This window comes from Sphingobacterium sp. B16(2022) (assembly GCF_012030425.1).
GTDB lineage: Bacteria > Bacteroidota > Bacteroidia > Sphingobacteriales > Sphingobacteriaceae > Sphingobacterium > Sphingobacterium anhuiense.
Map to the genome: position 1 here is coordinate 204,115 of NZ_JAAUVN010000005.1, position 13,122 is coordinate 217,236.

Consider the following 13,122-nt stretch of genomic DNA (forward strand, 5'->3'; position numbering starts at 1 on the left):
GGATAATTATTTAAAAATGTATGTTTTAAGGGCATAGATGAGCTCTTAACATTCGCTTTGTATGTAGCAATTCGATTTATTGAAATAAACTCAGTAGGCGTTCTTTATTCATAAAGTCTGCAATCGGATTATAAGTACTGGAAATGATGTTATCTGCTATTGCTGTTTTATTGGCTTGCAGTTTCATGATTTTATCCTCCACAGTATCCGGGCAGATTAAGCGTATCGCGGTGACATCTTTTGCTTGACCTATTCGAAAGGCGCGGTCGATAGCTTGCGCTTCAACTGCAGGATTCCACCAGGGATCAACCAAATAGACTAAGCTCGCCGCTGTAAGATTTAAGCCCGTTCCACCTGCTTTTAAGCTGATCAATATGACCCTTTGTGTTTCATTTTCCTGAAATTGTGTTACAATATGTTGCCTGTCTCTTGTCTGTCCTGTCAATTTTAGTGCTGTGATATCATGTTTGGCTAAAGCTGTTTCGATTAGATTTAGCATGCTCACAAATTGGGAAAAGATGATGATTTTCTGATATGGACTTTTGTCGAGTACTTGTTCGATAAGCATTTCAATCTTGCAGGCATCTTGTTCTACACTTAGATCATCTGTTTTTAGCAATTTTGTTGAATTGCAGATCTGACGTAATTTGGTCAATCCTTTTAGTACATGCATAGGACTCTTGCGTATTTCATCTCCATCTTTGACCGAGATAAATTCCCGAAATTCCTTTTCGTAAGTATCGTAGATATGTCTTTGAGCAGGCTTCATTTCACAATAAAGTACGATTTCATTTTTTGCAGGCAACTCTTTGGCAACCTCCGTTTTTGTACGTCGCAAAATAAAAGGTTTTACTTTGCGTTGCAATTCTTCCAATCTTTTTTTATTGCTGAATCCGTCAATAGGCGTAGTATAGACATCTTTAAAATATTTTTTCGAACCTAATAATCCGGGATTGGCGAACGACAGTTGCGCAAACAAATCCATGGTGCTGTTCTCGATCGGTGTACCCGTGATCACGATACGATTGCGTGCACTGAGTTTGGTAACGGCTTGATAACGTTGTGATTCGGGGTTTTTAATCTGCTGTGACTCATCTAAGAAAACATAGTTAAAAGCGTACTTTTTTAAGTGATTGATATCGGTCAATAAGTTGTGGTAAGAAATTAATACGAGTTCATATTGTTCAAATCCTAGGATACTTTTTTGACGATCAGCACCCTGTAAGACAAGTGTCTTAATCGATGGCGCAAATTTCTCCAATTCGTTTTTCCAATTGAATATTAGCGTAGTTGGAAGTACCAGTAAATTGCAATTGTTTTTTACTTTTTTACGTTGATCTAAAATAAAAGCAATGACCTGAATGGTTTTTCCGAGTCCCATATCATCTGCTAAACAACCTCCAAAATTGAATTCATCTAAAAAATTAAGCCAATTCAATCCATCATGTTGGTAATTACGGAGTTCGCCGATAAAATCTTTTGATAATATTACGGGTTTGACCTGATCGATGTTGCGTATTTTACTTTTAATTTCTTCCAAACGTTCTTTTGCTATTTGGGATAACCATTGTTCCTCAAAGTATTGATCAATGGCTGTATAATTTGTTTCTGCAATCTGTAAGTGGCTGTCATCAATGATTTCGCCTGCTAAAAAGAACTGTTCAAATTTATTCAACCATTCTTCGGGCAATATACCTTGCGTACCATCATCTAGTGTAATGAATTTTGATTTATTACGAATAGCTTTTTGAAGGTTTTTAAGCGAACCTTTACTTTTACCAAACTGCAGATCCACATTTACATTAAACCAATTCTGTCCACTGAGCACATGAATTGCTATTTTACCTTTAAAGGAGTTGAATTTATTTGCTTTTATTTCGTTAAATCCGATGATGGAAATATGATGATTGCGCCAATCTTCAAACACATTTAAGAACCAGTCCAGTTCAAGGAAATGTTTACGATGCAGATAAAAGTGCTGAAAATCTTCATCAAGTTGCTCTTGGAAATAGGGATGTTGCTTAATGATCAAGCTGACGATTTTGAGTTCAGCTTCGAGATCCCGCTTTACTAAAAATTTCTGTCCACTTTTATCAAATCCAAAAATAGATCTCCTGCTTCGAACAGGAACTTCTACATCCGCATAGCGCATGGTCGGAATGAGATTAATATAATCACCAGATTCTTCCAGATAGATAATCGATTCGGTATCGCTATAGAATTGCTGTTCTTTGATTTGTTTACTACTTGCTTTGGGTATATGTAGATAGTTGACTTCTACAATCTCCTCCATTGCTACTAAAAAATCCTTGTTAAAACCTTCGAATTTGGACTGATGTACGATAAGGTGATCTGCTGTGGTGTTGAAAAGTTTGAACAGGGCAAGGATTTGTGCATGTTCTATAAAATAGAAATGTTGCTGTACTTGGATGAAATAATCAAATACCAAAGGTAGCTGCTGTAAAGCGTGATCTTGTCCAGCAATTTGAATTGTGCTTCGAATAGTGAAAAATTTACCTATTTGATCGATGTCAATTCGGATTGTTTTGGGTAGTTCTCTTAATGTGATCTGCGTCAGACTATTTGCCCCGATAGTTTGCGATAAGGATTTATCATGTTGATAGATTTCCAGTCCTAGTGGATTTTTAATCAGCTTTTTAAAGGCGTTGATCTGTTGTTTGTTTTCTTCTATTGTGTTCTGCCCTAAAAAATGAAGTGCGGTAAAAAATTGACTTTCTGTAATATCTTTACTTTTCCAGATCATTTCCTCACATGAAAGTTGCTGTACTGGGTTTTTTAGCGAACCATTTTTAGCGCGGGTTGCACGATAGAGTAACACCTGAGGGTGTTTATAGTATTTATGCTCTTTAAGTACTAGAATGTTGCTTAGCTGTTCTAATTCCTTATTGTTGCGTTTTAAATCAGGATTTGTTGCGTTATTAAGAATATCTTGAGATAAATCTAGTAAATTATCCTGTTTTTTGATGGTTTTTACAACACCATCTATGCATTGAATTTCGAAATAATCCTCGAGTTGCTGTTCATCTTCTATCCCATATTTAACTGCTATTTTAGTTAGATAATTCTGATAAGCATGATCGGAGAAAAATAAATATACCTGATCATTTTTAAAGATTTCATTCAGAACTAGCTTTTGATGGCTACAGAATTCTTCGCTTTCAGAGCAATTGCACAGTAATGAGAGTACGGGAGTGTCATAAACGACAATGATATCGTAGGAAATACCTAGGGAGAGGATAGAGAAATGGCCTTCATTTTTCTTTAGTGTCAATATGCGGATTGGAGCGTTGCTATCGGATAAGTTTGACATCCAAGAATAAAAACTGTATCGATTTTCATTGTTAAAATGAATATCTGAGAATCGAAACTGGTGAAAATCATCTGAACCCTGTGGCAAAACGTCTTTTGTATACATGCTACTCAAACTTAGATAAATTTGTTTTATTTACAATTTTAATTCCGTCATATAAAACCAATTTTATTCTTCAATATTTATGGTGAGAGTCTTTAAAACTGTTATATCAGTATGAATATAAGCGCAACGATGTAAATTCGTTTTCCAGAAATATTTTTTGTTAAAAGACTAAAAAAGCATTTTTTAAAATTTATAGTGCTAAGTTGTAACATTTGATGATCGGTCTGCATCTAATGAGAAAAATATAAATTATGGAAAAGGAAACAATGGGTGCGATTATGTTCGTATCATTTTTTAGTACAATTTTCTTCACGCTTTATTACTATTTTCAAGCAAGAAATAAAGAGCGTATGGCCTTGATCGAAGCAGGGCTGGACTTATCTCAATTTTATAAAAAGCAAGTTCGAATTTCACAATGGTTACGTTTAGGTATATTTGCAGTGGGAATTGGCATCGGGCTTTTGATAGTTGGTTTAATTTCGCAATATCAGACCGAAAATATTGTCGGTGTACTTAAAGTTTCGATTATTGTACTTTGTGGCGGTATTGCCATGATTGTTGCGAATTATGTAGATAAACCTAAGCAGGATAGGGATTGATGGATCAACAGTATATTGATAAAGTTTTAGCGGGAGATCGCGATTCCTTTCGATATTTTTTACAAAAATATCAGGATATGGTCTTTTCTGTTGCAATGAGTATTGTGAAAAACGAATCGCTTGCAGAAGAAGTCGCGCAGGATGCTTTTGTCAAATGTTACCATAAACTCGACACGTTTAATCAGCACTCCAAATTTAGCAGTTGGTTATATCGAATTGTCGTCAATACAGCCTTTATGCAATTGCGAAAAATTAAGATTGAAGTCTTAGATTTTCAGTCAGATTATGATCAAGAGGTGATCGATGAAAGTGACCTGACTTTATTGGAGGAAGAAGAACGGAGTCAGATGATCAATGAAGCACTTTGTCTATTACCGGCAAATGAAAGTTTGGCTTTACGGTTATTTTATCTGGAGGAAGAAAGTATCAAAGAGGTTTCGATAATAACGGGCTGGACTGATGCAAATACAAGAGTGATCTTGCACCGGGGCCGTAAACGAATGTACGCCATCTTGAAGGAATTAATGAATAAAGCAAATGTGTAGCATGGAAAATAATGATGAATTAATGAAGACATTAATGCAGAGCAGTAAACTTAAAATGCCTTTTTCTGATTTTGAAAGTCGTGTAATGCAAACAATCGAACAGGATGAAAAAAAAGCGGTTGCTGTTTTAGAGGATCGTAAGAGAGGAATTTATTTTTTCTTAGCAGGAATGATATTTGGGCTTGGACTGAACTATCTACTCAGCAGGTCATGGAAAGACCTCCAATTCAATTTACCGCAGCAGGAAAATGCCTTGTTAGTTTCTCAGATCATCTATGCGATATTGATCCTGTTTTTTATAGAAAGGCTTGTTAAGCTATATCACTTGAACCGTCAGATTAAAGGTTTATAAAATAGAAAAGGAGAATACAAGATGTATTCTCCTTTTCTATTTTATCCTCTTTCGCGCTCTAGTAAGATCATCATCATAAAACAAAGAATAAGTCTTGTTTCATCCTTTGGGTTGATATCCGCGAGTTTGTCCAATGTAAATTTTCGGCCGAAAAAAGAAGGTTTTTTCTTGAGCTGTAATATTTTATTTCCTTCTTTATCATACATGGTGTATGAGGGGTTGAATACATATCCGGTGAGAATATTGAGTATCGGTATTTCTCCTAAAAAGCTGTCGCCAACTTTTACCCAGCCATTGTCTTCTTTGATGGTATAATCTTCAAGACCATCTATGTCTAAAGCATTGTAATTAGCTTTCCATATCGATCTCATTCCTTTTCGGCCTACTTTACCAATCGTTTCAGTAGTTCTGGTATCTGTAAAAGTATAATTTGCATTGAAATCTAACCAACGGTCTGCTTTTATACCATACTGCTGTTCTGATCTACTTTCGTCTGAAAAGATCATAATTTCATCTTTAAGCTTGAATAGTTTTTGACGAACATAAAAGAGTGTACGATCCTCACTATCCTTAATGGTGAAGTCATTATGAAAAGTCGAAATTTTAAATAGAAAGTTTAATGGATAATTGAAATTGCTCATGGTATCTAAATGCTCTTTTTGTAAAGCTATTATTTTTAAAGGTATGTATAATTATTTATATTGTGTTGCAGGTAGTTTAATCTGTATTCGTATTTAAACGGTATGCAAAGACAAGCATGTGCTTCATCTGCAGTCCGTTCTCTATAATAGGGTCAGCATAATTTTCCATAAAGAAGTTATGACGGATGTGATTCATTTCAAAACCATTGCGCATATAGAATCGATGCTGTTGAAAGCCTACATCCGCAGTACCAACCCAGATATGCAGTAAATTTTCTTCCTGTGCATGGGATTTTAAGAAAGACAGCATGTCGCTGCCCAGACCTTGCGCTTGGTACTGTGCTGTGATCGCAATATTTTTTAGTTCAACCGTATCTGAATTTATTTGTTTTACTGCCATGACTCCAACAATCTCGTTAGTTATTCGATGTACTAATGTAAAGATGGTACAGGTCGAAATATACTTGTCGATAGCTTCTTTCGTCTCATCTGCCAATAACAGTAAATCGTAAGGTATAGCTTCATCAGTTGAATGTTTTCTGATGATATAGTCCCGTTTCATTTAATAACTTAGTTTTAGTCCAGCGAAAAAATTTCGTGTTGGTGCGGCATTGTAATATCTATTCCCAAATGCATTAATGTCATTTCCTAAACTGTATTTTTCATTCAGTAGGTTATCCACTCCGAGGTATACATTTGCCATGAATTTAGTTGAAAATTTGAATCCCCATTGGATCTTTGCCTGAACCAGATGATAGGAATCTGCAAATGCTGTATTTGCATCATTTAGCGGAATTTTTGACGTATAATTATGTTGCACATGGAGACCAAGTTGATGGGCAAAATCTAGGTTTAAAGCATGAACAATAATCCAGTCCGGTACTGCAGTAAGTTTATTATCATCATAATTGTTATTCCCTATCTCATAATCTTTAAATCGGTAATGATTGTAGGTCACGCTCGAATTGATGTACAGCGCCTGCACCAACTTTTCTGAAGAAGGCTTTATAATGTACCCCATAATGGAACTCTCAATTCCACTTTGGTTTACCTTTCCAGCATTTTGGTAATATTCTACCGCATTTGCATTTAACTGGCGAATAATGGCATTATTCATTTTGTACTGATAGTAGGATATATCGGTAATAAAACGACGGTTCATCCATTCCCATCGTAATCCGATCTCTTTGTTGTAACCAGATTCAGGTTTCAGAGCTGTGTTGATGATATTGTCCGATGATCGGACTTCAGCAATTGTAGGAGCTGAGAATCCAGAGGAAATGGAACCTCGGATGGCTAGTTTTGGTGTAAGCAGATAGGATGCCGCAAACTTCGGCATCCACGTTGTTCCAAAAGAGATTCGTTCTTTTTGTTGCGAGGTTTGAGGATATACTTGTCTATAAGCAATTTGATTCTGGTTCAACCCAATAGCACCCTCCACGGTCAATTTTTCTGCAAGAATAATTTTACCTCTTACAAAATAGAAATTCTGCCAATTTTCCAATTTATCTTCTGCTTGAGGATCTGTGGAAACTCCGTTTTTATTATCATAATTAGCAATATCATACCAACCTTTTTGACCTTCTGTACCAATTTGCAATTGCCAATTCAATTGATCCTGCGATTCGTAAGAAAAATAGCTTCGGTACCCTAAGTTTTGTTCATCTCGATATTCATAATTACTGATAAATGGATTTTCTATTTTTGATGATGAGCCAAAAATAGTGGTCGTATTGGATAGTTTATTACTGATGTTGATTTTATGGGATATTCCTCCGAAAAAGGTTTTATTATCAATCGCCGCTTTTTGTTGTTTAGCCGATGGTGTGGCTGGAGTAGCGGGACGTGCCATACGTGGGTTTTCCTGATATTGTTCTAGCGTAAGTCCTCCTGGTGTTTGATAATTCAAATCACTATAAAGGGCAAAGACTTTAAGACTTGCTTGTGGATGATAGTTCCATTGGTGTGCTGTTTGAATAGTTTTTTTATTTAAAGCCGAATTTTCTCGATAACCATCGGATCTTGTAAAACTTTGATCAAGGGAAAATTGATATTTCTGGTTGATCTGCTGTAGTATCGAAAGTTGTTGTTGTGCGAATCCAAAAGATCCACCAGCAAGGTTAAGTGAGGTTTTCGATAACGGACTATGTTGAAAGCCATTAGGTTTAATCATGAGTACACCTCCCGAGTTCGGTCCGAAAATAGATCCATCAGGACCTTTTAGAACTTCAATTTGCGAAATGGAAGCCGGATCAATAAGATTGAGGTAAGTATTCCCACCTGCGTCAGTTATTGGAAATTCATCGACATATATTTTCACATTACGGATACCAAAAGGAGAACGGATTAAACTACCACGAAGGGCCAAACGGTAGCTTCCTGGTGAGCGTTCTTCCATCCGTAAGCCTGGAACGGTATTCAAGCTCGGTAATAAAGTTGCGCCATTTTGACTAAGAATTGCTTTCTGCCCGACTATAGAAACAGATCCTGGTGTTGTTAATAGAGGCTGTTCTGTAAAATAGCCAGATACTTTTGCTGTTTCTAATTGATAGGATGTAATGGTATCTTTACTAACCTCCTGTGCATACAGAGAAGGTGAAAATAATATTAAAGCGTATAAAGTAGATTTAAAAACAGACATATGATATTGGGGCTCAAAAACAATTTGCCCCTAAAATAATGAAAAACTTCAATTAAGCCTGCTTTTTAAAAGGTTTCATTTAATCCAAGAAATAGACCTCTTTGATGATACCCACCAAAAGCATAATCAATACATAAATTGGTGCGCGTGGCTTTATTAAACAGAATGCGCAATCCTGCTCCTCCAGCAGCTCTCCAAGATTGAAATAATTTGCTGTCCATATCGTTATTGGTCGATTGGATATTAAAAAAGGTTGCTCCACTGATAAATTTATTACGAAGTATCGGGAAACGGTATTCTGCCTCATTATAGAAGTAAGATAAGCCTTTGAAAAACCCAAGCGTATAACCGCGCCCTGACCGTGCATAACTATCTTTGGCAGTTCCTGGTAGATCAAGATAAGGTAGTCTTCCTGCTATACGGTAAGATCCATAATTCCATAATGCAAGTACATGTTCAGGGTTTTCCTCAGAAAGACTAATGTATTTTCTAAAATCTGTGGTAAGCTGAATTGCATTCTTACTACTGCCCATCCACTCCTGGTTCATACGAATTCCAATATCCGAATAAATTCCTTTATACGCACGATTTGGATTATCACGTGTCATATACTGAACATTAAACAGAAGACCATTTGAATTGAATTTTTCAGGATCAAAACCATAACGTTTACTATAGACGTAATTTGGATTGTCATTGTTTTCGGTTGATGCTTTGATATTTCTGCGAATGTCAAATGCAAAACCAGCACCCAGAAAAAGATTATCTGAAACCCGTTTATAGAGCTTTTCATTGATGCTAAAGGATGTATACTTGTAGACAAACATGTTTTTGTCTGGGTTAGCAAGAATATCATCATCATGTTGGCCAGAAAAAGTTTTAGTCATTCCTAAGCCGGCATCTGGATTGACCATTTTAACAATAGCCCATCCTCCCTGGATATTCCATTTATTCTCTCTGGTATAGATGTTATGGCTTACGTAAAAAACCATAATACCTTTTGTTGTTACTGAAGCTGTTGATGCCGCTGTAGACATTGTGGTATTCGATTTATCTCCCAGTACAATTCCTGCAACTCCCTTTATTCCGATTTGAGCTCCAATAGTGGGATTTAAGGCCACACCAGGCATCAGGGTAATTCCAGAACGTTTTTTATTTGGGTTTCGCTCTCTTTTGGGATGAAGAATGTTGCGAAATAAATCGGATATATCATATTGATAAGAAGCGTTAGAATCAATTTTATGCTGCATATAGGTAGATTGTGATTCTAATCTAGATGAGTCCGATACAATAGTGACCTGAGCAAGAACTGGAGTGATAAGAGTTGCGAACAAAAGTAATAAGGAAACTAAAGTTATGTTAACAGCTTTAAAATGAGGTAAAGATCTTTTCATGTATCAAGTTTATATTGCAACATATGAGTATAAAATTTAACGTTTTAGTCATATAGATAGTATGCAAACTTAGATAAATTTGTTTGTATTTTTTTTATTTGGCGCTCATGATTCTTATACAATTATCCATATCTCTTTGGTATCAAGTGTTATTTTAATGAGGAAATACGGTTAAAAGTAAGACTTGCGATATTTTTTAGCCAGTAATTTTTAATATACGGCACATCTCCTTGTTGTACCGCGTGTAGGAACTGCTTATCTTTAGCAAAAAAAAGTACATGAAAATAAAGATTCTCCTCAGTCTGGTTTACATTTTCGCTTGTAACATATTCCTGCATGCTCAGGAATTATATACTCCTCGTCATATTAAGCAGGCTTATAAAAATGAAACCCGAAGTTTAACCGGTGCACCAGGTGCAAAATATTGGCAAAACAGAGCGCAATATCACATACAGGTAACGGTAAACCCAGAAACAAAAATTGTTTCTGGAAAAGAACGTATTCAATATGAGAACAATAGTCCTAATGCATTAAAAGATCTTGTTATTCATTTTGCTAATAATGTACATAAACCTACAGCCGCAAGAGCTGCGGACGTCAGTACAAATTTTCTCACTTCGGGACTGAAGTTGAAGTCGTTTAAAGTAGATAATAAAGTGTATGTTATCGATAGTAAGGACTGGACTACCGCCAATCGCATTAAGTTGAATAAACCTGTTGATCCCAAATCTTCTGTCACAGTCGAAATGGAATGGGAATATCCATTGTCATTATCCAGTGACCGTGAGGGGCAGATTGATCCTGGTACCTATTTCTGTGCGTATGCATACCCGCGTATAGCAGTTTATGATGATTATAATGGATGGGATGTCTTGGAACATAACGGCCGTCAGGAATTTTATAATGATTTCAATGATTATAAAGTTGAAATCCGCGTTCCAAAAAATTATGTAGTATGGGCTACAGGAAGTTTTCTAAATCCTGAAGAGGTACTGCAAACTGAAACATTAGACCGTTTTAAAAAATCTTTGATTTCGGACCAAGTGATTACGGTTGCAAATTTAAAAGAAATGGAGACACAAAAGGTGACAAAACAGCATGACTGGAACATCTGGAAGTTTGAAGCAGATCATATCGTTGATTTTTGTTTTGCTTTGAGTGATCATTATGTGTGGGATGCTTCTAGTGTTCAATTGAAAAGTAAAAGAGTAAGTGTTCAGGCAGCTTATCTGAATGGGACTAAGGATTTCGAGCAATATGTAGGGTGGGAGCGTTACTGTATTGACTGGTTCTCTAAAAATTGGCCAGGAGTAGAATATCCATTTCCAACGATGACTGCAATTCAGGGATTTGCGGATATGGAATACCCGATGATGGTCAATGATAGCAGTGTACCGGATAACTTGATGGATGCTAGACAAACTGTAGACCATGAAATTGCCCATACTTATTTTCCTTTTTATATGGGAACTAACGAAACCCGTTATGCTTTTATGGATGAAGGTTGGGCTACAGCTTTGGAATTGCTAATTGGAATGGATGAAAATGGAGAGGAAGCTGCTAAGCAATTGTTTAAAGAATTTCGGGTAAAAGGATGGATTCAGGATCCTGCTACGGAACAAGATCAGCCATTGATTTCTTTGTCTTCACAATTGAGCGGTAAGGGTTATGGTAATAATGCCTATATCAAATCGGCATTATCTTATTTGGCACTGAAAGATTATCTAGGGGACGAAGCATTCAGAAAAGCTTTACATCATTATATGGAGAATTGGAACGGGAAGCATCCGACTCCTTGGGATTATTTTTATTCCTTCAATACAGGATCTGGAAAAAATCTCAATTGGTTCTGGAATAACTGGTATTTTAGTAATCATTATATCGATCTGAAGGTGTCTAAGGTCAGTCAAAAAAATAAAACCATTAGTTTAGAGATTGAAAATAATGGTGGATTTGCAATCCCATTTGATGTGATATTGACTTATGTGGACGGTGAAAAAGAAAAAATTCATTTTACACCACAAGTTTGGGAGAGTAATCAGGCTGTTACTACATTAAAACTGAAAACTAAAGCAAAGGTGAAAGAAGTTGTGCTTGATAATGATATATTTATGGATTATACCAGTGATGATAATCGAGTAACACTTTAATGTTACTGTTTTGTAATCTCTGAGAAGATTTTGCATCTTACGGTTTGGGGCTGTTATTTCTCTTAAAAGCGGGAATAATAGTACTCAAACCGTTTTTTTTGTGCTCTTATTGTCGATAAGGTTCTGAGATTTTTAGGGAAGAGAGCTGCTGCCTTTTATTGAAAAAGTAGACTATTAAGGTATTTGTAGATGACTAGGTATTTTTTTTCGATTTTCTTCTGGTGTTCTTAAATATCATACGGCGTAACTGAAAGAAACCCAGTGTCATTTTATGATTTGACCGAAGATAAGGTATGCTCATAATTACCAGTAATGATATGCAAGCTGAAGTACCTAATGCACCGCCAAAACCATCAAAAAATTTACTGGTGTTGATATAGATCAGGCTGTATACAAGACCTGAAAGTGAAACTCCGATAAATGTAGACAATTGATTGCTCGAAACCATACCAACAAAAGAAGAACCTATAAAAATCAGTGGAATATGATTGACTAATTCTTTTGGAATATAAGAAGGAAAAAAGTGGACAAATCCAGCAACAATGCTGGTCAATAGGGATGAGGATAATACACCTCCAAGTTTCAGCTTATTGTTAAAATAATAAGTGAGTAAACTTCCGAAAATTCCTGTAAATATGAGAATCGCTGTAAATATCATTATCTAGAAAATAAAAATAGAATCAAGTAGGTAATGGTAACTCCGGCAAAAGCCAATGTTCCAAGTTTTCCGCCAATTCCGTTCAACAAACTTTTTGATATGATCAGCAGAATAGCCGTACAGATACTGGCTGCGAGAATGAAATAAATATCATGAGCTACTTTGGTATTGGACATACCTACGAATGCACCGCAATAAATAGCAGGAGGTAGATGGGGCAGATAACTTGACTTTTTGTTTAGGTACGGAATTAAGGCGCCGGTGAGCCCTACTAAACTTGCTGAAAATACCGAACCTAATCCAAATGCGTGATTTAAAAAATAACAACTTATTGCACCAATTGGAACCCATACGGCAATATAAACTTTTTCAAACGCTAATTTATTATGATGAACTGGCGACTTAAAAAAGGAGAAAAGTAATAAGAATGAAATTAGAATGATGAAGAATGATAGGGCAATAGTTGAGTTATTTTCCTTAAAGATTGCTAATAAAAATAATAATTGTATTACGAAAAGTAATAATAAAGAGGTATAACGAATAACTCTATTTGATGAGATTTTTGACATTATTGTGCAAAATTACAAAGAAAATTGGGAAAAAACATAAAAATTGAACTATTTTGAGATGAGTGAAATTGATTACATACGTTTTGTATCTGTTTTTTTATGTGATTCTGCAATAAATATTTCTATATTTAGCCTCA

11 protein-coding genes are annotated in these 13,122 nt (G+C 35.7%); 4 read left to right on the forward strand and 7 right to left on the reverse strand.

The genetic code is table 11. From position 1 onward, the window contains the following. Positions 1-76: 76 nt before the first annotated feature. Positions 77-3,436: a DEAD/DEAH box helicase gene (locus HCX49_RS21555; protein ID WP_168128099.1), complete on the reverse strand. Its 3,360-nt coding sequence runs from the start codon at positions 3,434-3,436 to the stop codon at positions 77-79. A gap of 251 nt (positions 3,437-3,687) precedes the next feature. Between HCX49_RS21555 and HCX49_RS21560 the strand changes: the two genes are divergently transcribed. From HCX49_RS21560 to HCX49_RS21570, 3 genes are read left to right on the forward strand one after another with little or no spacing between them, the layout of a single operon-like run. Beyond that, positions 3,688-4,035 (forward strand): DUF6249 domain-containing protein, encoded by a 348-nt coding sequence (locus HCX49_RS21560; RefSeq protein ID WP_168128100.1) that lies wholly within the window; start codon positions 3,688-3,690, stop codon positions 4,033-4,035. Then, positions 4,035-4,580, forward strand: a complete 546-nt coding sequence (locus HCX49_RS21565; RefSeq protein ID WP_168128101.1) for an RNA polymerase sigma factor — start codon at positions 4,035-4,037, stop codon at positions 4,578-4,580. Before HCX49_RS21560 ends, HCX49_RS21565 begins: the two co-directional genes overlap by 1 nt. A gap of 1 nt (position 4,581) precedes the next feature. Continuing rightward, positions 4,582-4,932, forward strand: a complete 351-nt coding sequence (locus HCX49_RS21570; RefSeq protein ID WP_168128102.1) for a hypothetical protein — start codon at positions 4,582-4,584, stop codon at positions 4,930-4,932. A 41-nt stretch (positions 4,933-4,973) separates the two neighbouring features. On the opposite strand, the gene HCX49_RS21575 is transcribed toward HCX49_RS21570, so the two are convergent. The 4 genes from HCX49_RS21575 to HCX49_RS21590 form a co-directional block, all read right to left on the reverse strand. Beyond that, a complete protein-coding gene (locus HCX49_RS21575; RefSeq protein ID WP_132771884.1) occupies positions 4,974-5,573 on the reverse strand; it encodes a hypothetical protein in 600 nt (199 codons plus the stop codon). A gap of 76 nt (positions 5,574-5,649) precedes the next feature. Next, complete coding sequence (locus HCX49_RS21580) at positions 5,650-6,135, reverse strand: GNAT family N-acetyltransferase (protein WP_132771883.1); 486 nt, start codon at positions 6,133-6,135, stop codon at positions 5,650-5,652. Further along, the gene (locus HCX49_RS21585) at positions 6,136-8,214 is read right to left on the reverse strand and encodes a TonB-dependent receptor (protein ID WP_168128103.1); all 2,079 of its coding nucleotides are present in this window, start codon (positions 8,212-8,214) and stop codon (positions 6,136-6,138) included. A gap of 65 nt (positions 8,215-8,279) precedes the next feature. Continuing rightward, positions 8,280-9,608 (reverse strand): BamA/TamA family outer membrane protein, encoded by a 1,329-nt coding sequence (locus HCX49_RS21590; RefSeq protein ID WP_237682870.1) that lies wholly within the window; start codon positions 9,606-9,608, stop codon positions 8,280-8,282. 278 nt (positions 9,609-9,886) lie between these two features. Between HCX49_RS21590 and HCX49_RS21595 the strand changes: the two genes are divergently transcribed. Further along, on the forward strand, positions 9,887-11,758 hold the full coding sequence (locus HCX49_RS21595; protein WP_168128104.1) for a M1 family metallopeptidase: 1,872 nt from the start codon (positions 9,887-9,889) through the stop codon (positions 11,756-11,758). A 193-nt stretch (positions 11,759-11,951) separates the two neighbouring features. Here HCX49_RS21595 and HCX49_RS21600 read toward each other — a convergent pair whose 3' ends face one another. Then, positions 11,952-12,416, reverse strand: coding sequence for a hypothetical protein (locus HCX49_RS21600; protein ID WP_206368659.1), 465 nt, complete (start codon positions 12,414-12,416; stop codon positions 11,952-11,954). Next, positions 12,416-12,985, reverse strand: a complete 570-nt coding sequence (locus tag HCX49_RS21605; protein WP_206368662.1) for a hypothetical protein — start codon at positions 12,983-12,985, stop codon at positions 12,416-12,418. Before HCX49_RS21605 ends, HCX49_RS21600 begins: the two co-directional genes overlap by 1 nt. Positions 12,986-13,122 lie beyond the last annotated feature (137 nt).

What these genes read in the sequence shown, in the direction of transcription:
- HCX49_RS21595 (WP_168128104.1), top strand. Translation starts at nt 9,887, where the DNA reads ATGAAAATAAAGATTCTCCTCAGTCTGGTTTACATTTTCGCTTGTAAC.
- HCX49_RS21555 (WP_168128099.1), bottom strand. Translation starts at nt 3,436, where the DNA reads ATGTATACAAAAGACGTTTTGCCACAGGGTTCAGATGATTTTCACCAG.
- HCX49_RS21580 (WP_132771883.1), bottom strand. Translation starts at nt 6,135, where the DNA reads ATGAAACGGGACTATATCATCAGAAAACATTCAACTGATGAAGCTATA.
- HCX49_RS21560 (WP_168128100.1), top strand. Translation starts at nt 3,688, where the DNA reads ATGGAAAAGGAAACAATGGGTGCGATTATGTTCGTATCATTTTTTAGT.
- HCX49_RS21600 (WP_206368659.1), bottom strand. Translation starts at nt 12,416, where the DNA reads ATGATATTTACAGCGATTCTCATATTTACAGGAATTTTCGGAAGTTTA.
- HCX49_RS21605 (WP_206368662.1), bottom strand. Translation starts at nt 12,985, where the DNA reads ATGTCAAAAATCTCATCAAATAGAGTTATTCGTTATACCTCTTTATTA.
- HCX49_RS21590 (WP_237682870.1), bottom strand. Translation starts at nt 9,608, where the DNA reads ATGAAAAGATCTTTACCTCATTTTAAAGCTGTTAACATAACTTTAGTT.
- HCX49_RS21565 (WP_168128101.1), top strand. Translation starts at nt 4,035, where the DNA reads ATGGATCAACAGTATATTGATAAAGTTTTAGCGGGAGATCGCGATTCC.
- HCX49_RS21575 (WP_132771884.1), bottom strand. Translation starts at nt 5,573, where the DNA reads ATGAGCAATTTCAATTATCCATTAAACTTTCTATTTAAAATTTCGACT.
- HCX49_RS21570 (WP_168128102.1), top strand. Translation starts at nt 4,582, where the DNA reads ATGGAAAATAATGATGAATTAATGAAGACATTAATGCAGAGCAGTAAA.
- HCX49_RS21585 (WP_168128103.1), bottom strand. Translation starts at nt 8,214, where the DNA reads ATGTCTGTTTTTAAATCTACTTTATACGCTTTAATATTATTTTCACCT.